This is a genomic window from Comamonas sp. Tr-654 (assembly GCF_011752915.1).
Lineage (GTDB): Bacteria > Pseudomonadota > Gammaproteobacteria > Burkholderiales > Burkholderiaceae_C > Comamonas.
In genome coordinates, this window is the sequence record NZ_VWWQ01000001.1 from 343,520 (window position 1) to 367,474 (window position 23,955).

19 protein-coding genes are annotated in these 23,955 nt (G+C 60.7%); 15 read left to right on the forward strand and 4 right to left on the reverse strand.

From position 1 onward, the window contains the following. Positions 1-43: 43 nt before the first annotated feature. From F3J24_RS01415 to rsxB, 4 genes are all read left to right on the forward strand, one after another. Complete coding sequence (locus F3J24_RS01415) at positions 44-1,435, forward strand: PLP-dependent aminotransferase family protein (protein ID WP_205244571.1); 1,392 nt, start codon at positions 44-46, stop codon at positions 1,433-1,435. A gap of 352 nt (positions 1,436-1,787) precedes the next feature. Then, entirely contained in the window at positions 1,788-2,822 is a 1,035-nt protein-coding gene (gene dusA, locus F3J24_RS01420) for a tRNA dihydrouridine(20/20a) synthase DusA (protein ID WP_167002102.1), read from the forward strand. A 170-nt stretch (positions 2,823-2,992) separates the two neighbouring features. Then, a complete protein-coding gene (locus F3J24_RS01425) occupies positions 2,993-4,426 on the forward strand; it encodes a polyhydroxyalkanoate depolymerase (RefSeq protein ID WP_167002104.1) in 1,434 nt (477 codons plus the stop codon). Positions 4,427-4,443: 17 nt separating this feature from the next. Further along, a complete protein-coding gene (gene rsxB / locus F3J24_RS01430) occupies positions 4,444-5,118 on the forward strand; it encodes an electron transport complex subunit RsxB (RefSeq protein WP_167002106.1) in 675 nt (224 codons plus the stop codon). Positions 5,119-5,210: 92 nt separating this feature from the next. Here rsxB and F3J24_RS01435 read toward each other — a convergent pair whose 3' ends face one another. Beyond that, positions 5,211-6,704 (reverse strand): methyl-accepting chemotaxis protein, encoded by a 1,494-nt coding sequence (locus F3J24_RS01435; protein ID WP_167002108.1) that lies wholly within the window; start codon positions 6,702-6,704, stop codon positions 5,211-5,213. Positions 6,705-6,893: 189 nt separating this feature from the next. Between F3J24_RS01435 and dapC the strand changes: the two genes are divergently transcribed. From dapC to prmB, 5 genes are all read left to right on the forward strand, one after another. Then, entirely contained in the window at positions 6,894-8,099 is a 1,206-nt protein-coding gene (gene dapC / locus F3J24_RS01440) for a succinyldiaminopimelate transaminase (RefSeq protein WP_167002110.1), read from the forward strand. Positions 8,100-8,178: 79 nt separating this feature from the next. After that, positions 8,179-9,012 carry a 2,3,4,5-tetrahydropyridine-2,6-dicarboxylate N-succinyltransferase gene (dapD, locus tag F3J24_RS01445; protein WP_003054847.1) on the forward strand — a complete coding sequence of 278 codons (834 nt, stop codon included), beginning with the start codon at positions 8,179-8,181 and terminating at the stop codon, positions 9,010-9,012. A 198-nt stretch (positions 9,013-9,210) separates the two neighbouring features. Further along, positions 9,211-10,380 carry a PilT/PilU family type 4a pilus ATPase gene (locus F3J24_RS01450; protein ID WP_167002112.1) on the forward strand — a complete coding sequence of 390 codons (1,170 nt, stop codon included), beginning with the start codon at positions 9,211-9,213 and terminating at the stop codon, positions 10,378-10,380. 54 nt (positions 10,381-10,434) lie between these two features. Next, entirely contained in the window at positions 10,435-11,634 is a 1,200-nt protein-coding gene (dapE, locus tag F3J24_RS01455; RefSeq protein ID WP_167002113.1) for a succinyl-diaminopimelate desuccinylase, read from the forward strand. Continuing rightward, the gene (prmB, locus tag F3J24_RS01460) at positions 11,631-12,569 is read left to right on the forward strand and encodes a 50S ribosomal protein L3 N(5)-glutamine methyltransferase (protein ID WP_167002116.1); all 939 of its coding nucleotides are present in this window, start codon (positions 11,631-11,633) and stop codon (positions 12,567-12,569) included. Before dapE ends, prmB begins: the two co-directional genes overlap by 4 nt. Before the next feature lie 78 nt (positions 12,570-12,647). Here the strand turns inward: prmB and F3J24_RS01465 are convergent, their stop codons facing one another. Further along, positions 12,648-13,508, reverse strand: coding sequence for a ferritin-like domain-containing protein (locus F3J24_RS01465; protein WP_167003384.1), 861 nt, complete (start codon positions 13,506-13,508; stop codon positions 12,648-12,650). 181 nt (positions 13,509-13,689) lie between these two features. On the opposite strand from F3J24_RS01465, the gene F3J24_RS01470 reads away from it, so the two are divergent. The 6 genes from F3J24_RS01470 (at position 13,690) to F3J24_RS25035 (ending at position 21,269) form a co-directional block, all read left to right on the forward strand. Beyond that, the gene (locus F3J24_RS01470; protein ID WP_167002118.1) at positions 13,690-14,670 is read left to right on the forward strand and encodes a LysR family transcriptional regulator; all 981 of its coding nucleotides are present in this window, start codon (positions 13,690-13,692) and stop codon (positions 14,668-14,670) included. 276 nt (positions 14,671-14,946) lie between these two features. Beyond that, entirely contained in the window at positions 14,947-16,548 is a 1,602-nt protein-coding gene (locus F3J24_RS01475; RefSeq protein ID WP_167003386.1) for a class I adenylate-forming enzyme family protein, read from the forward strand. 1 nt (position 16,549) lies between these two features. After that, a complete protein-coding gene (locus F3J24_RS01480) occupies positions 16,550-17,770 on the forward strand; it encodes an acyl-CoA dehydrogenase family protein (protein ID WP_167002120.1) in 1,221 nt (406 codons plus the stop codon). A 38-nt stretch (positions 17,771-17,808) separates the two neighbouring features. Further along, a complete protein-coding gene (locus F3J24_RS01485; protein ID WP_167002122.1) occupies positions 17,809-18,822 on the forward strand; it encodes a tripartite tricarboxylate transporter substrate binding protein in 1,014 nt (337 codons plus the stop codon). A gap of 99 nt (positions 18,823-18,921) precedes the next feature. Further along, a complete protein-coding gene (locus F3J24_RS01490) occupies positions 18,922-20,967 on the forward strand; it encodes an ABC-F family ATP-binding cassette domain-containing protein (protein WP_167002125.1) in 2,046 nt (681 codons plus the stop codon). A gap of 179 nt (positions 20,968-21,146) precedes the next feature. Further along, positions 21,147-21,269, forward strand: coding sequence for a hypothetical protein (locus F3J24_RS25035; protein WP_255498844.1), 123 nt, complete (start codon positions 21,147-21,149; stop codon positions 21,267-21,269). Positions 21,270-21,698: 429 nt separating this feature from the next. On the opposite strand, the gene phbB is transcribed toward F3J24_RS25035, so the two are convergent. Then, on the reverse strand, positions 21,699-22,436 hold the full coding sequence (gene phbB, locus F3J24_RS01495; RefSeq protein ID WP_003064980.1) for an acetoacetyl-CoA reductase: 738 nt from the start codon (positions 22,434-22,436) through the stop codon (positions 21,699-21,701). Between the two features lie 259 nt (positions 22,437-22,695). Beyond that, a complete protein-coding gene (locus F3J24_RS01500; RefSeq protein WP_043004953.1) occupies positions 22,696-23,877 on the reverse strand; it encodes an acetyl-CoA C-acetyltransferase in 1,182 nt (393 codons plus the stop codon). Positions 23,878-23,955: the final 78 nt, after the last annotated feature.

A 23,955-nucleotide genomic window follows, 5' to 3' on the forward strand; every position in this document is an offset into this window, starting at 1 on the left:
TACTTAAAAACAATTTCCATACATTGAGACAAAATGTATGTATATGAAAGCCATACAAGATGACCGTTTGCCCGCGTGGTTGCCGCGATTGTCCGCGCATGGCGGGCCGCGTTTTCTGCAGATTGCAGACGCCTTGCAGGCAGCCATGTCAGACGGGTCCTTGAGTCCGGGCGACCGTCTACCTCCACAGCGCCAACTGGCTGCACAACTGGACATCGACCTGACAACGGTCACGCGCGCGTATGACGAAGCCAGACGCCGCCACCTGCTGGAAGGCCGCGGCGCCCGAGGCACCTACGTCGCAGCGCCGAAAGTCGAACTGACCACTATCCTCGATCTGGGCATGAATACCCCACCGCCGCCGGACGGCGTGGACTTTGACGATATGTTGAAGCAAGGCCTGTCCCAGGTGCTGATGAGAGCGGATGCCGACCTACTGATGACTTACCACCTGGGCGGAGGGAGCGACTCCGACCGCAAGGCGGGAGCCAGATGGCTTGAGCCCATGCTTGGGCAGTTGGCTCCAGAGCAGGTTGTTGTCTGCCCAGGCGCACAAGCGGCGATCGCTGCATTGATTCTTGCGCAGACCAAGCCTGACGATGTGATCCTGGCGGAGCCGATGGCTTATCCGGGCCTGCGCACCGCAGCAACACAGTTCGGCCGACGCATTGTTGCCGTCGACGCGGATCAGCATGGGATGGTGCCCGAAGCGCTTGAGCAGGCGTGCCACGAGCACAAGCCTGGGCTGATCTATCTCAATCCGACATTGCAGAACCCGACAAGCATCACCATTCCTGAGCACCGGCGCAGGGAACTCGCCAGCATCGCAAAGCGCTGCAATGTACGCATCGTCGAAGATGACCCCTACTGGCTGCTTGCCGATGCCCCGCCGCCGCCTATTGCCTTCTTTGCTCCGGAGCAGGTGCGCTACATCTCGACTCTGTCGAAATGCCTGACTCCGGGCTTGCGTGTGGCCTTCGTTCTCATCCCTGATCGGCACGAACGTGAACAGTTCCTCGCAGCGCTCAGATCATTTGCGCTGATGGTCGCGCCTCTGACGGCCGCACTGGCCACGCAGTGGATCTTCGATGGTTCGGCTGCTGAACTAAGGGAAGGTGTACGCAAGGAGGCCCGTCTGCGCCACTGGATGGCCAGAGACATTCTGGCGGGACGTTACATCGGCGTTGGTGATGGTCTGCATGTATGGCTCGAATTGCCAAGCTACTGGAGCTCCTCGCAGCTCGCACGTGCCGCTGGCAGCGAAGGCATAGCAGTCACGCCAGCGGAGGCATTTGCCACCGGCAACGGCTCCGTAAATGCCATTCGCATCTCTTTGGGCAGCATCAAGGACCGTGCACGCTTACAAGCCGGTCTTCACCGGCTGTCTCATTTGCTGGCGCGACGGCCCGATTCGTTGATTGCCGCCGTGGTCTAGCGCACAGCAAGGGCCTATCGCGTCGCAGACATGCATCCTTACTAGTGATTCCGCAGCCTCCAGTCAGTAGATTTCCAAAGTCATCGAGCTTCTGGCTCCGTGATTCCCAAAGCCATGTCTGCACCAAAGCCTTGCTCGTGAAAGTCTGCGCCTCTGTGTGCACAATACTGCCCTTGTCTTTTGGGCGAATCTGGGCCGTATATACGCTTGGCTCATCTGCCTTTTCCTGGCCGAAATGGTCCCTATAGTTAAGGTGCTACTCCGCACCTCTGCCACTGAGGGACAAAATATTGGGGTTTCTGGGTGTTTTTCAGGGCGCTGTATCGGTGCTGCAAGCCCACAGATTTCATTGATGAACAAAGAAAATATCCAAACGAATCAACCAGTTCACAGCATGTGGCGCATGTCTGTGGCACCTATGATGGACTGGACGGACAAGCATTGCCGCTACTTCCACCGTCTGCTCAGCCAGCACACCCTGCTCTATACAGAAATGGTGACCACCGGTGCTCTGGTGCATGGCGATGTGGCCCGCCATCTGCGCTTTGAAGCCGAGGAACATCCTGTGGCGCTGCAGCTGGGAGGCTCGGAACCTGCCGATCTGGCGCACAGCGCGCGCCTGGGCGAACAGTGGGGCTATGACGAGATCAATCTCAACTGCGGCTGCCCTAGCGAACGCGTGCAGCGCGGCGCTTTCGGCGCCTGTCTGATGAACGAGGCCGCACTGGTAGCCGATTGCGTCAAGGCCATGGCAGATGTGGTGTCCGTGCCGGTCACCGTCAAGCACCGAATCGGCATCGACAAGATCGAAAGCTACGATTTTGTGCGCGACTTTGTCGGGACCGTTGCCGACGCGGGTTGCCAAGTGTTTGTGGTTCATGCTCGCAATGCCTGGCTCAAAGGCCTCTCCCCCAAGGAAAACCGAGAGATCCCACCGCTGCGCTATGAGGTCGTGGCACAGCTCAAGCGCGACTTTCCGGGCCTGACCATCGCCGTCAACGGCGGCATCAAGACCGACGACGTAGTGCAGCAACAACTGCAGCAGGTCGATGGCGTCATGGTGGGCCGCGAGGCCTATCACAACCCCTGGTGGATGGCGTCCTGGGATGCTCTTTACTATCAGGATGAGAGCAAAGAACGCACACGTGAGCATATTGAAGAGCAGATGGTGCTTTACATGGAGCGCGAAGCACGCGAGCATGGCACGCACTGGTATTCGATTGCCCGGCATATGCTCGGTCTGCGCAACGGTCTTGCCGGTGCACGCCGCTGGCGCCAAGTCTGGAGCGACCACCGCCTCAAGACCCTGCCACCGCACGAGGTGATGAAACTGGCTCGCACCAAGCCGAACGAGATCCAGCAGGAAGCCGCAGAGCAGATGCTGTGAGCCGGTATGAAAAAGCTGACTTCGGTCAGCTTTTTTACTTTCAGACGCCGCGAAGTCCAGCCTTCGTTGCGCAATCCCCGCAGATCCGGAGCTTGAAGGGAATTCACTACTTCGCATGTCAAACTCTGCTGTTATATTGCACTGCAACATAACCCGCAAAAGTGCCTCCGATGCTCTATCAGATCTACGAAATGCAGCGCGCAATGGTCGAGCCATTTGCAGACTTTGCCCAGGCCGCGTCCAAGTTCTACAACAACCCTCATTCGGTCTTCAGCCAGGTGCCCTTGGCCCAGCGCATGGCTGCGGGTTTCAACCTGATGTATCGCCTGGGCAAGGACTATGAAAAGCCCGAGTTCGATCTGCATAACGTCGAGGTCAACGGCGTGGATGTCACCATCCGCGAACGTGTGGAGATAGACAAGCCGTTTTGCGAACTGCGCCGCTTCAAGCGCTTCTCCGACGACCCCGAAACGTTGGATCTCATGCTCAGCCAGCCTGTGGTGCTGATTGTGGCCCCACTCTCCGGCCACTACGCTACCTTGCTGCGCGACACCGTGCAAAGCATGCTGGGAGGCCACAAGGTCTATATCACCGACTGGAAAAACGCCCGCATCGTGCCGCTGTCCGATGGCGAATTCCACCTGGACGACTATGTGAACTATGTGCAGGAGTTCATTCGCTATCTGCAAGGACGCTATGGACAGTGCCACGTGGTCAGCGTCTGCCAGCCCACGGTGCCGGTGCTGGCGGCGGTTTCGCTGATGGCCAGCCGTGGCGAAGTTACGCCGCTGTCCATGACCATGATGGGCGGGCCCATCGATGCGCGCCGCTCGCCAACGGCCGTGAACAATCTGGCCGAAACCCGCAGCTACGAATGGTTCGAGAACAACGTCATTTACGAAGTACCGAACAACTACCCCGGTGCTGGCCGCCGTGTTTACCCGGGCTTTTTGCAGTACTCGGGCTTTGTGGCCATGAACCCCGACCGCCACGCCAACAGCCACTACGACTATTTCAAGGACCTGATCAAGGGCGACGAGGCCAGTGCCGAGCATCATCGCAAGTTCTATGACGAGTACAACGCGGTGCTGGACATGGACGCCGACTACTACCTGGAAACCATCGCCACCGTGTTTCAGGAATACAAGCTGGTCAAGGGCACCTGGGAAGTCAGGAACGAGCAAGGCAAGCCCGAGCTGGTGCGCCCGCAGGACATCAGGAACACGGCCTTGCTGACGGTTGAAGGCGAGCTGGACGATATTTCGGGCGCCGGTCAGACCCGTGCCGCCCATGATCTGTGTGCCGGGATCGCTGCCGAGGCACGCCAGCATATCGAAGTGCAAGGCGCGGGCCATTACGGCATCTTCAGCGGCAGCCGCTGGCGCAAGACCGTATACCCTCAGGTGCGTGACTTCATCCTGTCCCATCAGCCGGCCAGCGCCACGGCCGCCAGCGCCGCCGGTCATCTGAGCAGCGTCAGCGATGACGGCCCCGAGCTGGAAAGCAATGAAGCCCATGCCGACAAGCCTGTCAAGACTGCGAAAACAGGTCAAAATAGCGCCCCTGCCCAGAAAGGACGCGGTTCTCAGCGCGCCAGGGCATAAAGGCTCACCAGACCAGAATGAACTCATCCCTGTCCGCAGCCTCTTCGCTTCAAGCACTGGCTGCGAACATTGATGCAGCCCTGCCCCAGACACAGTGCACGCGCTGCGGTTATCCCGACTGCGCGTCCTATGCCCAGGCCATTGCCAGCGGAGAAGCCGCCATCAACCAATGCCCCCCCGGCGGCCAGGAAGGCGTGCGCCGGCTGGCATCGATCACCGGCAGGCCGGAGTTGCCGCTCAGCGCCGAAAACGGCCTGGAGGCGCCCCGCACCCTGGCCGTGATAGACGAAGCTTGGTGCATAGGCTGCACGCTGTGCATCAAGGCCTGCCCTACCGATGCGATTCTGGGCGCCAACAAGCGCATGCATACTGTGATTGCCGAGCATTGCACGGGTTGCGAGCTGTGCATTCCTGTCTGTCCGGTCGACTGCATAGAGCTGGTCAATGCCAGCGCCGACGCCACGGGCTGGTCCGCCTGGAGCGCTGCGCAGGCCGAGCATGCCCGCAGCCGCTATGGCTTACATCTACAGCGCACGGGCCGCAAGGCCAACGCGCCGGTGCGCACCACGGCGCAGCCCGCGGCAACAGAAACCAGCGCTCAAGCCGTTACGACGGCTGCGCCAGCTCAAGACAAAAAGGCGGCGATTGCCGCCATTCTGGCCAAGGCCAAGACTCAGCGCGCCCAGAATTGATACCAAATAAGCCTCTATCGCTTATATATAAAGCATCAGAAGCTCTTGATTTGATAGCATTTTCTGGGACTGCAAAGGCCTCCCGGGTTTCACTAGGCACCGACCAAGCTCTTGTAGACGCCACAACCCCAGTAAAGGCCTGCGTGCTTGCAGACATAGGACATTTTGGTCTGAACCTGCTGATTGCTGGGGTTGATGTAGTCGTATTCCACCCAGCCCGGGCGAAGTTCGGCCTGGGCCATGATATCGGCCATCAGGCGGTCGCCGTCGATACCGGGTACATCCTGCACACGCAGCCCCACTTTGGCTGGATTGCCGCCGAAGGCCCGATACTCCCCTTCAGCGGACAGGGCAAACACATACATATCGCGGTCGTAAAACGGCTGCGCGGGATCGGAGACGACCTGCAGCAGGCTGGCAACACTGGAGGAGCTTCTGGCTTGCCGCATGGTCGCATTCACCAGCGCCACGGCCTCCTCGGCCGTGCCCTGCTGCAACCTGAATCGCGACACTGCGCCCGACAGGTGCTGGGCGCGCAGCTGCAACTCCTGCGCCTGCTGCAACGCCTGGCCCACCATCTGGGCGTTGTGCTGGGTGATTTCATCGATCTGGTGCACGGCATTGCTGATTTCCTGAAGCCCCGTGCTCTGGCTGCTGGCCGAGTCCGAGAGCTCCCCCATATGACTCACCACGTCGTGAACGGCCCGCGTCACACCCTGGATTTCCTCGACTGCGCCGCGCAGCAGCAGCGTACTCCGGCCGACCTGCTGCACGGTTTCACCGATCAGTTGCCTAATCTCCTTGGCAGCCTCGGCGCTGCGCTGGGCCAGCGTACGCACTTCGCTGGCCACCACGGCAAAACCGCGCCCCTGCTCGCCGGCTCTGGCGGCTTCCACCGCCGCGTTGAGCGCGAGAATATTGGTCTGAAAGGCAATACCGTCGATCACCCCGATGATTTCCCGCATGCGCCCGGCATTGCGCTCGATCAGCTCCACCGACTGCACCGCATGCTGCATGGCTTGGGCCCCCTGGTCGGCAGCCGAGCGCACTCCGTCGGCGCGGCCATGGGCTGCCTTGCTCACCTGCGCATTGTGCTGAACCGCCGCCGTGAGCTGCTCGACACTGACCACGGTCTGCGCCAGATTGCTCGCCTGCGTCTCGGTACGCTCGGATAGGGCCTGATGATCCTTGACCATACTCTGCCCGGCCTGGGCCACCAGGGCCGCGTTGCTGCGGACATCGGCCACCATGGCCGACAGCGCATACACCATGGACCCGGTGAGGCTTGATGCCGCCGGTCCATCGCCTGGCTTAGCGCCAGCGCTCATGCTCAGGTCTCCTTGGGCGACCTTTTCCAGTGCCAGCTGCATGTCCTGCCACTGCTGCTGCCAGCTCTTGTGAAGAGCGCCTAGCCACAGCAGCACTCCCAGGGCCCACAATGACAACCAGCCCAGCTGCAAAGTTGCGCTCAGCCCCAGCACGGGCAAAACAGGCCCGGCGAGCAGCCATGGCAGCCCCAACCACAGCAATCCGGAATTCCTCACTCGTACGCGGTTTTTTTTGTCGGGCAAGATGCGCTTTTGCATTGCCAGTCTCCATTCGTTTTTTGTTGTTGACTTCGTTTGCTGACTTCGCAGCTTGTTCACGGTAGCCACTTGCTCTGTCATCCAGCTTACGTAACAAATTGCAATTTCCAGAGCCTGCAAACCCGCAAATTCGAAACCATGAGCACTGTTTTCTCATGCGAAAATGGCATCAGCCCATAATGTGTCACTATGAATCCCCTGCTCTCGCGCTTACAGCCTTATCCGTTTGAACGTCTTCGCCAACTGTTTGCCTCTGCCAAGCCGCCTGAGGGCCTACGCCCCATAAGTCTGGGCATTGGAGAGCCGCGTCATGCCACGCCAGCGTTCATTGAAGAAGCACTGAGCAGCGAACTGCAGGGTCTGTCCGTCTACCCCGCCACCGCCGGTCTGCCGGCCTTGCGCCAGGCCTGCGCCCAATGGGCCAACCGACGCTATGGCATCGAACTGGATGCTGCGACCCAGGTTCTGCCCGTCAATGGCTCGCGCGAAGCCCTGTTTGCCTTCACCCAAGTGGTGGTGGACAGCACCCGGGCCGGTGCCCGCGTCATCTGCCCCAACCCCTTCTACCAAATCTACGAAGGTGCGACGCTGCTGGCCGGGGCTACTCCCTATTACGCCGCCAGCGATGCCGCGCGCAACTTCGCCGTGAACTGGGATGCCGTGCCCGAAGAGGTATGGCAGAACACGCAGATGATTTTTGTCTGCTCGCCCGGCAATCCCACCGGTGCCGTGATGCCGCTTGGCGAATGGGAGAAGCTGTTTGCCCTGTCCGACAAGCACGGCTTTGTGATTGCCAGCGACGAGTGCTACAGCGAGATCTACTTCCAGGAAGAAGCTCCGCTGGGCGGTCTGGAAGCCGCCCAGAAGCTGGGGCGCCATGATTTCAAGAATCTGGTGATGTTCACCAGCCTGTCCAAGCGCAGCAATGTGCCAGGATTGCGTAGCGGCTTTGTGGCGGGCGATGCGGCCCTGCTCAAGTCCTTCCTACTCTACCGGACCTATCACGGCGGTGCCATGAGCCCTGTGGTGCAGACGGCATCGGTCGCTGCCTGGGGCGACGAAGCCCATGTTCAGGAAAATCGCCGCCTGTACCGCGAGAAGTTTGCCCAGGTCACGCCCGTGCTGTCCAAGGTCATGGATGTCAAGCTGCCCGATGCCAGCTTCTACCTCTGGGCCGGCATTCCGCCGGAATTGGGCATGGATGATGCACAATTTGCCAAAGAGCTGTATATTCATACAGGCGTGACGGTTTTACCGGGAAGCTATCTGGCACGCGAGGCCCATGGATTCAACCCCGGAGCCAACCGCATCCGAATGGCTCTGGTGGCCGAAACGGCAGAATGCCTTGAAGCAGCTCAGCGTATTGCCCAGTTCATCGAGTCCCGCACACGCTGATTTCCACCCAAGGTCTGCCTTGCGCAGGCCTCATGACTCAACGATTCACCTCAACTTTCGATCTTTGACCGAAAACATCATGACGCAACAACTGCAATCCATCATCGACAACGCCTGGGACAACCGTGCCAATATCTCGCCTTCCGCCGCCCCCAAGGAAGTGGTGGATGCCGTGGAGCACGTGATTGCCGAACTCAACGACGGCAAGCTGCGCGTGGCCACCCGTGAAGGTGTGGGCCAGTGGACGGTGCACCAGTGGATCAAGAAGGCAGTGCTGCTGTCCTTCCGTCTCAAGGACAATGCGCTGATCAACGGCGGTGCCCTGAACTTCTTCGACAAGGTGCCCACCAAGTTCGAAGGCATGAGCGAAGCCGAGATCGCCGCCACCGGCGTGCGCGTGGTGCCTCCTGCCGTGGCCCGTCGCGGCTCCTTCATCGCCAAGGGCGCCATCCTGATGCCTTCCTATGTGAACATCGGCGCCTATGTGGACGAAGGCACCATGGTCGACACCTGGGCCACCGTGGGCTCCTGCGCCCAAGTGGGCAAGAACGTGCACCTGTCCGGTGGCGTGGGCCTGGGCGGCGTGCTCGAGCCCCTGCAAGCCAACCCCACCATCATTGAAGACAACTGCTTCATCGGCGCTCGCTCCGAAGTGGTCGAAGGCGTGATCGTGGAAGAGAACTCGGTTCTGGGCATGGGCGTCTACATCGGCCAGTCCACCCCTCTGTTCAACCGCGAAACCGGCGAGATCACCTACGGCCGCGTGCCCAGCGGCTCGGTGGTGGTCAGCGGCAACATTCCCAAGCAGACCAAGGACGGCAAGGACTACTCCATGTATGCCGCCATCATCGTCAAGCGTGTGGATGCACAGACCCGCTCCAAGACCAGCATCAACGACCTGCTGCGCGACTGATGGGCACCCGGCCATGCACGCTCCGCCCTGAAGCGGAAGCTGCACCGGCCAGCCCTGCACAAAAGCCTGCCCGCTCATGAGCGCGCAGGCTTTTTTCATGCCGAAGTTCGGCTTTGGGCGTCATGCACCATCTGCATCGATTGGACACGCGCTAACATGCGCAGACAGAGAGGCTGCGCAAAAGAGGATGAAGAGCAAATGAGCACCATGGAAAAAATTCTGCGTCTAATGTCCGAGAAAAAGGCATCGGACGTGTATCTCTCCGCCCGCGCCCCTGCGCTGATCAAGATCAACGGCATCTGCATCCCCATCAACAATCAGGAGCTGCCGGTCGAAGCTCCGCTGGCCTTGCTCTCCGAAGTCGTCAAGCCCGAAGCCATCGAAGAGCTCAAGCAGACTGGCGAGCTGAACATGGCCATACCCATGAGCGGCATCGGCCGCTTTCGTATTAGCGCCATGCGCCAGCGTGGCTCCTATGCGGTGGTCGTGCGCTTTATCTCCTATCAGATTCCGTCGCGCAATGAACTGAATCTGCCCGCCATCCTCAGCGAACTGGTCATGGAAAAGCGCGGTCTGGTGCTTGTGGTGGGCGCAACGGGCTCGGGCAAGAGCACGACGCTGGCGACCATGATCGAAGAACGCAACGAAAAGCTCGCCGGCCACATCCTGACGGTGGAAGACCCCATCGAATTCCAGTTCCGCAACAAAAAATCGATTGTCAACCAGCGTGAGGTCGGCACCGATACCAGCACATTGGCGACCGCACTCAAGAATGCGCTGCGCCAGGCACCCGATGTGATTCTGATCGGCGAAATCCGCGACCGCGAAACCATGTCGGCCGCACTAGCCTATGCCCAGTCCGGTCACCTATGCCTGGCCACCCTGCACGCCAACAACAGCTACCACACGCTCAACCGCATCCTGTCCTTTTTCCCTGAGGAAGTGCGGCCCAGCATGCTGGGCGAGCTGGCAGCCTCGCTCAAGGCAGTGATCTCCCAGCGCCTGGTCCGCACTGTCGGCGGTACGCGCGTGCCGGCCGTGGAGGTGATGCTTAACACCAAGCTCATCAGCGACATGATCGTCAAGGGCGACTTCAGCGGTGTCAAGGAGGCCATGGAAAAATCCATGGCCGAAGGCTCTCAGACCTTTGAGGAAGCACTGGCGGCGCTGGTGCGCAGTGGCACAATTGAGCGCAACGAAGCGCTGGCCTATGCCGACTCGCCCACGAATCTGATGTGGCGTATGGATAATGACGTCAGCCATGCGGCCAATGCTGTCAAAGCTCCGGCCATCACCGATGTGATCCTGCCCGGCGATGACGATATGCCGTCCTTCACGGAAATCACCCTGGATGTCAGAACCGCCTGAAACCGCCCGCCAAGGCGGCTTTGGCATTGTTTTAGTTTGAAGCCCTCTCCCTCCATGTCCCGGACCCTGCAACTGACCGAGCAGCTCATCAGCCTGCCCTCCGTCACCCCCGAAGATGCTGGCTGCCTTGAGCTGCTCGCCGATGCCCTGATGCCCATGGGCTTTGCCTGCGAGCGGCTGGACAGCGGCCCCGCAGACTTCCGCGTACAGAATCTATGGGCAAAACGCTCTCCAGCGCTTTCTCAACCTACACAAGGCGCTATCAATCCAGATAGATCTGTACTGGTCTTTGCCGGCCATACCGATGTGGTGCCACCCGGTCCGCTCAAGGAATGGACCAGCCCGCCTTTTGTGCCCATGCACCGGGACGGCAAGCTCTATGGCCGTGGAGCCAGTGATATGAAAACCTCCATCGCGGCCTTCGTCGTGGCGCTGGAAGAGTTTCTGCAGGTCACTCCCGAGCCCGCCTTTGACATTGCGCTGCTGCTGACCAGCGACGAGGAAGGCCCCTCGATTGACGGCACCAAGGTTGTAGTCGAACAGCTGCGCCAACGCGGCGAACGGCTGGACTGGTGCATTGTGGGCGAACCCACCTCGGTCAAGCAGACCGGCGACATGATCAAGAACGGCCGCCGCGGCACCATGAGCGGCAAGCTCACCGTCAACGGCGTACAAGGCCATATCGCCTATCCACAACTGGCACGCAACCCCATTCACGAGGCCCTACCCGCACTTGCCGAGCTCGCCGCTACGGTCTGGGACCGGGGCAATGCCTTCTTCCCGCCCACCAGCTGGCAGATCAGCAATATCCATGGCGGCACTGGCGCAAGCAACGTCATACCCGGCCATGTGGTGATCGACTTCAATTTCCGTTTCTGCACCGAGTCCAGTTCCGACTCCCTGCAAAAGCGCGTGCATGAAATCCTGGACCGTCACGGCGTCGAGTACTCGCTGGTCTGGACCGTGGGCGGCCAGCCCTTTCTGACCACGCCGGGCACGCTGGTGCAGGCCGTGCAGGCCGCCATCAAGGATGAAACCGGACTGGATACCGAGCTATCCACCACCGGCGGCACCAGTGACGGCCGCTTCATCGCCCAAATCTGTCCTCAGGTCATCGAGATGGGCCCGCCCAATGCGAGCATCCACAAGATCGACGAACACATCGCAGTGGCCGATATCGAGCCGCTGAAGAACATTTACCGCAAGACGCTGGAGCAACTTCAGCGCCAGCAGACCGCACCCCAGACCGCATGAGCACCACCAGCACAACCCCGATCTCCGGCAACACGGTTGCCGAACTGATTGCCAGCGGCACCCAGGCACTCACCGCTGCCGGCGTGGCTTTTGGTCATGGCACGGCCACGGCCGAAGACGAAGCGGCCTGGCTGGTGCTCTGGAAGCTGGGCCTCCCCCTGGACAGCGAGCTCACTCCAGGCGCTCCGGAATCTGTCGCAAATCAGCCTGTTCCCCTTGATATACAAGAGCAGACAGCTACACTTTTTGATGAGCGTATCCGCAGCCGCAAGCCCGCTGCCTATCTGACGAACGAGGCCTGGCTGGTAGGGGTACCCTTCTACATCGACGAACGCTCCATCGTGCCGCGCAGCTTCATCGCCGAGTTGCTGGCCGACGGCAGCATCGACGGCTGGCTGTCCGACAAGACCGTGCAGGTGCTGGATCTGTGCACCGGCAACGGCTCTTTGGCCTGCCTGGCCGCCATGGCCTATCCTGAAGTCCGGGTGACCGGAGCCGACATCTCGACCGATGCCCTGGCCGTCGCCCGCATCAATGTGGACAAGCATGGGCTGCAGGATCGCGTGACTCTGCTGGAGAGCAACGGCATGAGCCAGGTGCCCGGCCCCTGGGATCTGGTGCTGTGCAACCCGCCCTATGTAAACTCCGACAGCATGGGCAAGCTGCCTGCCGAGTATCAGGCCGAACCCGAGCTGGCCCTGGCCGGCGGCACCGACGGAATGGACTTCATCCGCCAACTGCTCCTGGATCTGCCTGCGCGCCTGAACAAGGATGCCGTGGTGGTGCTGGAAATCGGCAATGAAAAACCGTACTTCGAGGCCGCCTTCCCCGATCTGCCCGTGTTCTGGCTCGACACCAGCTCGGGTGACGAGCAGGTGCTACTGATTACCGAAGAGGCCCTGCGCCACTGGTCCGACAACGCGCTATCCTCATAAAGGCAAGCGCTACCAGCCAAAAAAGGGGCCCGGTCGAACCGGGCCTTTTTCTTTCTGCTGCTCCCCAGGCGTGCACAGTCAATACGCCATGATGCGTGTGGCCAGCTTCGAGATTGGCGTGCGTATCAGTCCCTCGACCCTGGTCGGCAACAGCATGGGTTTGAGCAACATGCGCACGGCCAGGTCGGCAGGCAGACGGCGGCTGACCAGCTCGTAGATGCGCTGAGCCATGTCCTCGAAGCGCGTGCTGCCATCGGCGAAATAGCGGCCCTTGTGCGCCCATACATGGCGCAGCGCGATATCCGAATCGCTCTCGCGAAGCTCCTTGAGGCGGCCGTACAGTGCCTTGGCAATACGTGCACGGCCCACGGGCGACTGCTGCTGCAGCTCCTTGAAGTACTTGAGGAAATGCTTGAAGTGGTTGACCTCGTCATTACGGACATTGCCCAGCAACTCGCTGAGCACCGGCTCGTCGCTGAGCTCGCGCAAGGTGTGATAGTAGGCTGTGGTGCCGGTCTCCACCACGCAACGCGCCACCATCTCCAGCCGCGGGTCGGGGTAGAGTTCCTCCATGGTGCACAGTTGCGAATATTCGGCAAAAAAGCTGTCGTAGGCTTGTTGCCAGGGAAACTCCGGCCATACGGCCTCCACATAGGCCCGCAGCGCGCGCCCGTGCTGCAGTTCCTCGAACTCCCATTGATCCCTGAGCCAGACCGCAATTTCGGGCCAAGCCGCGTAATGCTCCGCGAGGTTTGCCGCGTAGGTATCCGAGCCGGTTTCGATGAACGAGGCGCTCATCAGCAGAAAGAAAAGATCCTGGTTGTGCTCTATGGCGTGGCGATCGATGGCAGAGAAGTCAATGTCTTCAATGCGCCAGTGGGCAGAGCCGTTTCTGCTCGAAGTGGTTGAAGGTGAAGAGAGGGACACGTTTTGCTGCATCAGTTGTAGGACCGACATACTGAATCTGTCGGGCTTCAGACTTAGAGATATGCCATCTTGTCGACATTTGGCCCTTGCGCCATGTCAGATTACGCCGACATTACAGGAAGCTAACAATTCTTCAAATAGCCTTCTACAGGCTTTCACACCAGCCTTCAAGCTGATTTTTAAAGTGGCAACCATGGATCTTCGCGGGCTTCGCTATTTCATCACCGTGCTGGAGGCTGGCTCGATCTCGCGGGCTGCCCATTCCCTCTATGTGGCCCAGCCTGCACTGACCGCGCAGATCAAGAAGCTGGAGTCCGAGCTCGGCATCCAGTTGCTGGAACGAACCCATGCGGGAGTCACGGCCACGCCAGCGGGCAGCCGGCTGTACGAGGATGCTCGCCGCCTGCTCTCCGATGCCGACGCCATGTGCGAGCGCCTGCAGCGCCTGCCCATGGGGCCGGAAGGCTCGGTCAGCATTGCCATGCCGTTCCTGTTGACCGGACTGCTCATGGGACCGGTGATTGCCGGCCTTCGCCAGAGCCACCCGCGCATACGGGTGTTTGTGCTCGACGACTCCAGCCTGATGGTGCAAAAAGCCATGTTGGAGCGCCGCGCCGATCTGGGCGTTCTAGTGGACACAGCCAGTCTGCAGGGCCTGCAGGTGAAGCCCATGGCCACCGAGCCCATCTATTTCTGTGGCCATGACGCACAGGGCGAGGTCGCGCCCCTGCTCTATCGACACAGCACAGAAGAAAACACTCCCTGCCTGGATTTTGCCCATGCTGCGGCACAGCCACTGGTGCTGCAGTCACGGCGCTTTTCCATACGCCAGACGGTGGAGCAGGCCGCCAGCGATCTGCAACTCGGTCTGAACATCGTGCACGAGCATGACTCGGCCCGTGTCATTCGATCGCTCTATCAATGCGGCGGGGGCTTTACCTTCAGCCCCGCCTGCTCGGTGGCCGAGAACCCGCAGCCACAGAGCGCCGACAGCGCCTGGATCGTGGCCAGAGTCTGCAACCCCGATCTGCAACGACGCTACTATCTGGCGCGCCAGCCCGGCCGCGCCCATGATGCCGCAGTACAGGTGGTTCAGGACGCCCTTCTGCGGCAGGTCCAGGCCATGATCGGCGAGGGCCGCTGGCCAGCCCACTGGGACTACGCTGGGGCATAAAGCACAGCCAAGCACAGTAACACGGCAAATGCAGCGGCCAACTGTCAGCTATGCCCCTGACACGGGACAAACCCGCAGCGCAGCCCCCTGAAACTAGGCATCTGGAGCACAAGTCGTTGATTTTCCAAGTCATCAAAAATATTGATGAGGATGGATAAACAAACGGTATTTCCTTGATCTCCTTCGTTTTGGGACAGTCCGAGCAGATGCCGCACACCGGTGCGACGCTGCTTAAAAAAGGACTTGCCTATGACCACTGCTTTACCCGCGGCCAATATGCCTGACGCCCCTGTGCCGGGAGCTCCTCTGTCGGGTGCCCCCATATCCAATGTCGGTGCACTCGTTGCGCGCTGCTGCCGTCTGTATGCCGACCACCTCGCGGTGACCAGCGCCAGCAAAAGCCTCAGCTATGCCGCGCTGGAGCAGCGCAGCAACCGCCTGGCCAATGCCTTGCTGGCTCAGGGTCTGCAGCGTGGCGACCGCGTGGGCATCTACCTGCCCAACTGCACCGAAATCGTCGAAATCGAGCTGGCCTGCTACAAGGCCGGTCTGATCAAGGCACCGTTCAACGCCCGCCTGTCGCCCCGAGAAGTGATCGAGATAGCTGACAACAGCGATGCAGCCATCATCGTCACCACGGCGGAACGTGCCGAGAGCTTTCGCGCCCAGCTACGCAACCCGCAGGTCCGGCTGATACTGTTGGACGACAATGAAAATAATAGCTATGAGCGCTTGCTGGAAAAGGCTTCAGACCAATTTTCAGCAGTATCCGTGCATGAACACGAAGTGGCCGTGCTGCACTACACCTCAGGTTCTTCAGGCACGCTCAAGGCCGCCATGCAGACCTTCGGCAATCGCCTGGCCCAGCTGCGAAAGTTCCTGATGCGCGGCGAGGGCATGCAGCCTGGTCATACCCTGGGCCTGGTGGGCCCTGTCACACATGCCTCGGGCATGCAGCTGATGCCGGCCCTGTGCACAGGCGCCACCATCCACCTTTTCAGCAGCTTCGAGCCTGCGCGCTTTCTGCAAGACATGCGCAGCCTGCGCGTGACACACACCTTCATGGTGCCGACCATGATCAATATGCTGCTGGCAGAGATCGCAGGCCGATATCGCCCCCTACCCGATCTGCTGCGCCTGGGCTATGGCGCCGCCCCCATGGCACCGACTCGCATTCTGCAGGCCATGGATGTGTTCGGCCCGGTGCTCAGCCAGGGCTACGGCGCGGGAGAAACCACCTCAGGCGTCTGCGCACTTACCGTGCAAGACCATCTTTATGCCCGCGCCGCCAGGCCCGAGCTGCTGTCGTCCTGCGGGCGGCCTTTCCTCGAATCCTGCGTGGAAGTGGTGAATGACGAAGGCCGGCCCCTGCCCCAAGGTGAGGTGGGAGAGATCGTGGTCAGCGGGGCCGACGTGTTTGCCGGCTACTGGCGTGCCCCCGAACTGACGGCCGAGGTGCTCAAGCACGGCCGCTATCACACCGGCGACCTGGCACGTGTTGACGAACACGGCTTTGTCTACATCGTGGACCGTAAGAAGGACATGGTGATTTCCGGCGGCTTCAATGTCTATCCGTCCGAAGTGGAGGCCGTGCTCCATGAGCATGCGGCAGTGCAAGACGCCTGTGTGTTTGCCATACCCGATGACAAATGGGGTGAAGCCGTGGCTGCCCACATCGTGCTCAAGCAGGGGCAGACACCCGGTGACACGGGCATCAACGAGGCCATCGACCGCTTCTGCGCTGATCGCCTGGGCGGTTTCAAGCGCCCGCGCCATATCGAGTTTGTGCAGCAGCTGCCCAAGAACCCGAATGGCAAGGTCATGCGCAAGACCGTGCAAGCGCCCTACTGGGCCAACCACAGCCGAAAGGTGAACTGAGATGAATGCCAAAGACACCATGCAAGCTGTATCTCCGAGCTCTGCCTTGCTTGCCATGCCGTTTGAGGGATCGCCGCGCGCAGCCGAGCTGATTGCAGCCCTGCAGGATTTCCTGCAGGGTGAGCTCGCAGAGCTGGCCCAAAAGCACAGCATCAGCCATGACAACAGCGCCAGCAAGGAGTTGCTGCGACAGGTCTGGAAGCGTTCGCGCGAGTTGGGCTTCTACGGCATGACGCTGCCCCGCGCCATGGGCGGAGAAGAGCTCTCGGTTCTGGACCAGGTGCTGATCAAGGAAGCCATTTATGCCAGCGGCTCGCCGTTCGCTCCCCATGTGCTGGGCGAGCTCAGCGGCCCGCCGCGTATCGGCTCTCTGGTGCGCAAGGCCACGCCTTTGCAGATGGAGCAGTTCATCGCACCCGTGGCGCGCGCCGAAAAATCCATCTGCTTTGCGCTGACAGAATCCCAGGCGGGATCTGATGCAGGCGCTGTGCAAACCAAGGCCGTGCGAGAAGGTGAGCACTATGTGCTGACCGGCCACAAGCGCTTTATCTCTGGGTCGCCGTTTGCCGACTTTGCCGTGCTCATGGCATCCACCGCCCCCGAGGGCAGCGCCGAGCGGGAAATCAGCGCCTTCTTTGTGGACCTGGCCGCACCCGGCGTGGAGGTGGTCAGCGGCTACAAGACCATGGCCGGGCAGTCGCACACCGGCGATATTCATCTGAACGCCGTGCGCGTGCCCGTGGCGCAGCTGATTGGCGAACCAGGCCGCGGCCTGGGCCTTGCGCTGGGGCGCATTACCGTCAACCGACTGCTTCACTGCCCCGCCATGCTGGGTCTGGCACAGTGCGCGCTGCGCGATGCGCGCGACTATGCGCTGAGCCGTCAGCAGTTTGGCCGCAGCATTGCCCAGTTCCAGTCCATACAGCACATGCTTGCCGATATGGCCACCGACTGGACGGCCGCCCGCGCGCTGATGATCCAGACCGCCCGCGCGCTGGATGCAGGCATTGATGCACGCGCCCAGGCCTCGATGAGCAAGCTGTTTTGCTCGGAAAAGGCCTTTGCCATCGCCGATCGTGCTGTGCAGATCCACGGCGGTGAAGGCATTGTCCAGGGCCGCCGCGTCGAGTTTCTGTTCCGCATGCTGCGCATGTACCGTGTGCTCACCGGCACCAGCGAGATCCAGCGCAACACCATTGCCAAGGAACTGCTCATGCCCTGACGGGACATAACCAGGCAGCTATAAAACCAGGAGACAAAATGAGCAAGCAATCCTTGAACCCCTCTGTCGGCAACAGCGAGCGCCGCCAGTGGCTGCGCATGGCTGGCGCCAGTCTGGGCGCCGCAGGCCTGGGCGCTGTGGGTCTGCCCACCCAGGCCCAGAGCTGGCCCAGCCGCCCCATCAAATGGGTGGTTCCCTATATGGCAGGTACCGGTCCGGACAATGCCGCGCGCATCGTCTCCGATGCGCTGGGTCAGCAACTGGGTCAGCCTGTGGTGATCGAAAACCGGCCAGGCGCAGGCGGCAACATCGGTGCACGCCAGGTCGCCCGCGCTGCCGCAGACGGCTACACCCTGCTGTATTCAGGCTCGCCCATGGCAGCCGCCATGCGCATGTACAAAAACCCAGGCTTTGAGGTATTCAAGGATTTCCGGCATGTGATGGGCATGTCCCGCTCGGACATTCTGCTCGTGGTTCATCCTGGCTCCGGGCTGCGCAGCCTGGCCGACCTGATCGCCGCCGGCAAATCCCGTGACATCGACTACGCCTCTGGTGGTGTGGGCACGCCGTCGCACCTAGGCGTGGAGCTGCTGCTCTCGGCGCTGCAGATCCAGGCCACGCACGTGCCTTACAAAGGGGCGTCCGATCTGGTCAACGCAGTGCTGGGCCAGCAGGTAGTGTTTGCTGCGCCCATCTTTTCCGTCGCCTACCCCCATGTGCAGGCCGGCAGGCTGATCCCGCTTGCAGTTGCCGGCGAGCAGCGCAATGACAAGCTGCCCCAGGTCCCGACGCTAGAGGAGGCCGGCGTGAAAAACGTGCATCTGAGCTCCTGGGGCGGCCTGTCGGTGCCAAGGGACACGCCGCAAGCCGTCACCACCAGGCTGCGCAATGCCATGGATGCGGTGCTGAGCCAGCCCAAGGTGCGCCAGATGCTGGAGATGGATGGCGGCAAGGTGCAGATTCTGGACTCCGCTGCCTATACCCAGGCATTCGAGCATGAGCTGAAGTTCACCGAAACCATGATGAAGCGCATAGGCCTTCAAGCGGTATGACGACTCCGACTGAGCCGCCGTGACCGGGGCATCGCTGTAGCCTGCTCAATCCCGCATGCTCCTGGGTCTGCGGGCATTCGCGGATAATCGGCTCCAGTCATGATCAGTCTCAAGAACATCACGCTGCGCCGCGGCACCAAAGTCCTGCTCGACCAAGTCAGCACCACCATCAACCCGGGAGAGTCCGTCGGCCTTGTCGGCCGCAACGGTGCCGGCAAGTCCAGCCTGTTCGCCCTGCTCAATGGCAGCTTCAGCGAAGACGGCGGTGATTTTTTCATCCCTCCTCAGTGGCGCATGGCACAGGTGGCCCAGCACATGCCGGAAACCGACGAATCTGCCACCCGATTCGTGCTGGATGGCGACACACGCCTGGCCGAGCTGAACGCCCAGCTGGCTGCAGCCGAAGCTTCCGGCGATGGCATGGAGATCGCTCAGGCCTATGTGGATCTGGCCGATGCCGGTGCACATGATGCCGAATCGCGCGCACAAGCCCTGATTCTGGGTCTGGGCTTCAAGGTCTCCGAGCTGGATCACCCCGTCAACAGCTTCTCGGGCGGCTGGCGCATGCGTCTGCAGCTGGCTCGCGCCCTGATGGCTCCCAGCGATCTGCTGCTGCTGGACGAACCCACCAACCACTTGGATCTGGATGCCCTGGTCTGGCTGGAGGCCTGGCTCAAGCGCTATAGCGGCACGATGATCGTCATCAGCCATGACCGCGAATTTCTGGACGCCATCACCAACGTCACACTGCAGATTCAGGGCGGGCAGATCAACCGCTACGGCGGCAACTACTCGCGCTTTGAAGAGCTGCGCGCCCAGCAGCTGGAGCTGCAGGCGGCCAGCTTTGCCAAGCAGCAGGAAAAAATGGCCCACCTGCAGAAGTTCATTGACCGCTTCAAGGCCAAGGCCAGCAAGGCCAAGCAGGCACAAAGCCGGGTCAAGCAGCTCGAGCGCATGGAAAAAATCGGGCCGGTGCTGGCCGAGGCCGAATTCACCTTCGAGTTCAAGGAGCCCGCAAATCTGCCCAACCCGATGCTGGCCATCTCCGACGCAGCCTTTGGCTACGAGGACGAGGACGGCAACCAGACCACCATCTTGCGCGGCGTCAACCGCTCCGTGCTGGCAGGCCAGCGCATCGGCATTCTGGGGGCCAACGGCCAGGGTAAATCGACCCTGGTCAAGACCATCGCCCGCGAAATGAAGGCGCTGGCCGGTACCGTCACCGAAGGCAAGGGCCTCAATATCGGCTACTTTGCCCAGCAGGAGCTGGACGTGCTGCGCCCCAGCGAAAACCCGCTCGAGCACATGATCCGGCTGGCCAAGGAACTCGGCGCTGCCGCGCCTGCTGCGAGCCGTGAACAGGACTTGCGCAACTGGCTGGGCACTTTCAACTTCAGCGGCGACATGGTCAAACAGTCTGTGGGCAGCATGAGCGGCGGTGAAAAAGCCCGTCTGGTGCTGGCCATGATCGTCTGGCAACGCCCCAATCTTCTGCTGCTGGACGAACCTACCAACCACCTGGACCTGGCCACCCGTGAAGCGCTGGCCATGGCACTCAACGACTTCGACGGCACCGTGATGCTGGTCTCTCACGACCGCCACTTGCTGCGCGCCGTATGTGAAGACTTCTGGATGGTGGGCCGCGGCGTTGTCGGCCCCTTCGATGGCGACCTGGACGATTACCAGCGCTATCTGCTGGAAGAGTCCAAGCGCCTGCGTGAAGAAGCACGTAATGCAGAACAGCAGGCCGCGAGCACGCCAGCTGTGCAGGCTCCTGAAGAGTTCAAGCCAAATACGGCTGAAGCCCCCGCCACAAAAGCGCCAGATGCTCCGAGAACAGAAGCAATCACTGACGCAGCTGACCCTAAGGAAGCCCGCCGCCTCGCTGCTGCAGCACGTCAGCAACTGGCCGAAAAGACCAAGCCTTTCAAAAAGGAGCTGGAACAGATCGACAAGACGCTGCCCAAGCTCAATGCAGAGCGCGGCACTCTCGAAGCGAAGCTGGCCACGCCTGGCCTGTCGGGCGGCGATATCGTGGAAGCCGGCAAGCAGCTGAGCGCCGTCAATGCCGAGATCGATCAATTGGAGGAGCGCTGGCTGGAGCTTTCGGAGCAGATCGAAGCCCTGTCCACCGAAACCTGCTGAGACCCTAAAGCAAGCCCAGCCATTGCCCAGAATTGGCAGGGCGCTATTCATTTTGAACTGATGACGCAGCCACTGACAACATCAGCAAACGTGAGTTGCATTTTCTTGCGCGGTTGATTCAGCTTCTTGTCAACCTGCAGTTCAGGCCAGGCGTTGAACACGCAAAGGAGTGAACTGCAATGACCACCACTGTTACCGACACCGCCAAAGCCCAGCCTGCAAAGGCAGCAGCAGCTATGTCTCTGATGGCCTGGCCTTGGGACGAGCGCGATCGCAAGCGTGCCCCCGCATTCGCAGCCTGATGATCACTGGATAAAAGAACAGGCAAAAAATTTCCAAAAAGCTGTCAACGAGCTGAATCTGTCAGACGTTAAACAGACATACAGGAGAGATTCCCATGCAAACCACGAACATCATGTCCATCTGGCCCGAAGACGAACGCGATCGCAAGCGCTAAGCGCTCGCCGCGCAGCACTGTGCAGACCAAAGCGCAGTGTGTTGCAGCCAGGTGCCCGGGCAGTCGGCACTGATAGGCCAAAGAACCCACAAGCCTTACTGCCCCGCGCTCGACCTGCCGCTCTCTGAAGCGGCTCCAATTCCTCAAAACCCGCATGAATGATCTCTGCGGGTTTTGTCATTTGCTGAAACGAGCTTTCCGGTCGCAAGCGTGCAAAGCGAAGGCATAAAAAAAAGGAGCCTGAGCTCCTTTTTTGCTGAATGCCTGAACAGGCTTAATGCATGTGCAGACCGCCGTTGACCGCAAAGTCAGCGCCGGTGGAATAGCTGCCCTCTTCCGAAGCCAGCCAGGAGATGATGGAGGCAATCTCTGCAGGCTCGCCCAGACGCTTGACGGGCACGCCCGCCACGATCTTTTCGAGCACATCGGGACGAATGGCCTTGACCATATCGGTGCCGATATAGCCCGGGCTGACCGTATTCACGGTCACTCCCTTGGCGGCTAGCTCCTGCGCCAGCGCCATGGTGAAGCCATGCATGCCCGCCTTGGCCGCCGAATAGTTGGTCTGGCCGGCCTGGCCCTTGGCACCGTTGACCGAGCTGATGTTGATGATGCGGCCCCAGCCCTTTTCCACCATGTCTGCCACCACTTGCTTGGTGACGTTGAACATGGAGTTGAGGTTGGTTTCGATGACCGACTTCCAGTCATCCGGCGTCATCTTGACGAACATTCGGTCGCGAGTGATACCCGCGTTGTTCACCAGCACATCGATGTTGCCGTGCTCTGCCTTGGTCTGGTTGAAGGCTTCGACGGTGGATTCCCAATCCCCCACATTACCAACCGAGGCATAAAACGTGTAACCCAATTGCGCCTGCTCGTCCAGCCACTTGCGGTAGTCGCGCGATGGTCCGCAACCCGCGATCACCTTGAAGCCATCCTTATGCAAACGCTGGCAGATTGCGGTACCGATACCGCCCATGCCCCCCGTGACGTACGCTACTTTCTGACCCATTCATCTCTCCTGTCAATCAATGGTTATTTCACGATCACACTATCAACGATAAACATTTTTAGGTATTGCTTATCGTTTTGAACGCCACACACCCTGCACGCTGGCCATACCAGTATGCAATCGAGTAGGTCCGAATGAACCCGCTTTCGCCGTGGTTTACCTCGTGATCTTCCCTAGGGTCGATGGGAGGCGGGCCTCAGCGGGCTGCTCAGACTGCGCGGCCTTCAGGAGCACCGCAGCAGTCTGCAATCCTGAAGCCTCAGCAGGCTTCCAGAGCCATAGCAACACCCATGCCACCGCCGATGCACAGGCCGGCCAGGCCCTTCTTGGCACCGCTGCGCTGCATTTCATGCAGCAGCGTCACCAGAATGCGGCAGCCCGATGCACCAATGGGGTGACCGATGGCGATGGCACCGCCGTTGACGTTGACCTTGGCGGTGTCGATGCCCAGATCCTGGTTCACCGCGCAGGCCTGTGCGGCAAAGGCTTCGTTGAGCTCGAACAGGTCCACATCGGCCGCCTTCCAGCCGGCGCGATCCAGTGCCTTGCGCGTGGCATAGACAGGGCCCAGGCCCATGACCTCTGGGGCCAGGCCGCTGGTGGCATAGGACACGATCTTGGCCAGAGGCTTGAGGCCCAGAGCCTTGGCCTTGGCAGCTGTCATCACCACCACGGCTGCGGCGCCGTCGTTCAGACCCGAGGCATTGCCGGCGGTCACCGAACCCGCCTTGTCGAAAGCGGGCTTGAGAGTGGCCAGCACATCGGCATTGGTCTTGCGGTTGATGTATTCGTCGCTGTCGAACACGATGGGGTCGCCCTTGCGCTGGGGAATGTTCACAGGAACGATTTCGTCCTTGAACTTGCCCGCATCCTGCGCAGCTGCAGCCTTTTGCTGGCTGGCCAGCGCCAGCGCATCCTGCTGTGCCCGGCTGACGCTTTTTTCCTTGGCCACGTTCTCGGCAGTGATGCCCATGTGGTACTGGTTGTAGACATCCCACAGCCCGTCCACGATCATGGTGTCCACCATCTTCCAGTCGCCCATGCGCTGGCCGTCGCGCGAATTGGGTACGGCATGGGGCGACAGGCTCATGTTTTCCTGACCGCCGGCAACCACGATTTCGCTGTCTCCGGTTGCCACGGCCTGAGCCGCCAGCATCACGGCCTTCAGGCCGGAGCCGCAGACGGCATTGATCGTCAGCGCAGGAGTCTCCTTGGCAATGCCGGCCGCCATCATGGCCTGACGTGCAGGGTTCTGTCCGGTCGCTGCCGTCAGCACCTGACCCATGATGACTTCACCGACCTGGTCCTTGCCCACCTTGGCACGGGCCAGAGCCTCGGAAATCACGGTCGCACCCAGCTGGGTTGCAGGAATCTTGGCCAGAGAGCCGCCGAACTTGCCGACCGCCGTACGCACGGCGGAAACGATAACGATGTCTTCCATTGCTGACGAACCTTTCTAGGTTTCTTACAAGTGATGCATGCGTGCGGGTCGCATTCTGTTCATCGTGCCACCCGACGC